Source organism: Pseudanabaena sp. CCNP1317 (assembly GCF_034931345.1).
In the GTDB taxonomy this organism is placed as follows: domain Bacteria; phylum Cyanobacteriota; class Cyanobacteriia; order Pseudanabaenales; family Pseudanabaenaceae; genus Pseudanabaena; species Pseudanabaena galeata.
Genome location: NZ_JAYGIF010000138.1, coordinates 1 through 1162 on the forward strand (window position 1 = coordinate 1; position 1162 = coordinate 1162).

The following is a 1162-nucleotide window of genomic DNA, read 5'->3' on the forward strand; positions in this document are numbered from 1 at the left end:
CAAAAGTGAAGAAACACCAAAAATGGATACACTACACCTATCAAAATAGTGATTTCAGCTTAAAATCACTATCCTCCTAAACCAATGTAAGTAGCTAATATTCTCACACATAAATGCTTGTAAATATCGCAGTTTATCTAACATCTTTGAACCAAACTCTTTTGGTATATTGACTAGCTCTAGTAAAACATAAGCAATTAAGCAAGTGTAAATTTGAATAGTAATACCATTGACATTTTTAGTGATCAATCGATCTAACTTCAAATGCATTTTCAAGAACTTCCAAAGCAGTTCAATTTGCCATCGCTTTTTATATATCTCTGCAATTTCGTCATTACTTACTGTTTGATTGTCTGTCTCTGACAAGTTTGTTGCTAGTCGAAATTCACTACGGGTTTCTAAATCTGAAAAAATAACTAATCTTACTTCTACTTTATCTTTACCTGTCCCTAATATAGCATTACCATTATCTAATAATTCTAGGTTAATGTTGTTCTTCACCCTAATTACAAAATAGCGGTCTTTTAATTTTATTAAATTCCTGATACGTTCAAGCTTAGCAAAACCTCGATCCATTATCCCAACTCCATTTTCTGGTATTGCTCTTATTGTTGGTTCACCATATTTACTGTCATGTCCAGCACCAAAATGTATCACTATACCATCAGGTTCATTGTTGCAAATATTGATGCCACTGAACAGTTTTACTTGTCCATATCCTTGATTCCACATTAGTTTACTAGTTAGGGTAACTATGGTTGAATCTAGAGGAAATAATACTAAATCTTCTTTACCTAATTTTTTCTCTTTCTTTAGCTGCCTTCTTAAATCTACAAACAAATTATAAAAAATATTAGAACATCTCGTTTTACTGGCTTTGGAAAATGTTGATATGTCTATATCAATTCCTCTCATATTCAACCGTTGGAATAGACTTCTCATACTTGTTTGACCTTGGTCAAGTACATAACTAAGCCAGCAAGATACAAATAAAAATGTACTTAACTTTGGATAATCGTTTTGGGGCAAGTTTTTGAGTAGTTGTTTGACAATCTTAGGGAAGTTAGATAACATTGTTAACATTATTTTTTGTTTTGACGCTTCTAATTTATCAAATTAGAAGCGTGTTTTTCTAGCTTTTTTCTATCATTCAACACTTCTG

1 protein-coding gene is annotated in these 1162 nt (G+C 31.6%); it reads right to left on the reverse strand.

Annotation, left to right across the window (positions count from 1 at the left end):
* Nucleotides 1-54: 54 nt before the first annotated feature.
* Nucleotides 55-1074 (reverse strand): IS4 family transposase, encoded by a 1020-nt coding sequence (locus tag VB775_RS22515; RefSeq protein ID WP_281009375.1) that lies wholly within the window; start codon nt 1072-1074, stop codon nt 55-57.
* Nucleotides 1075-1162 lie beyond the last annotated feature (88 nt).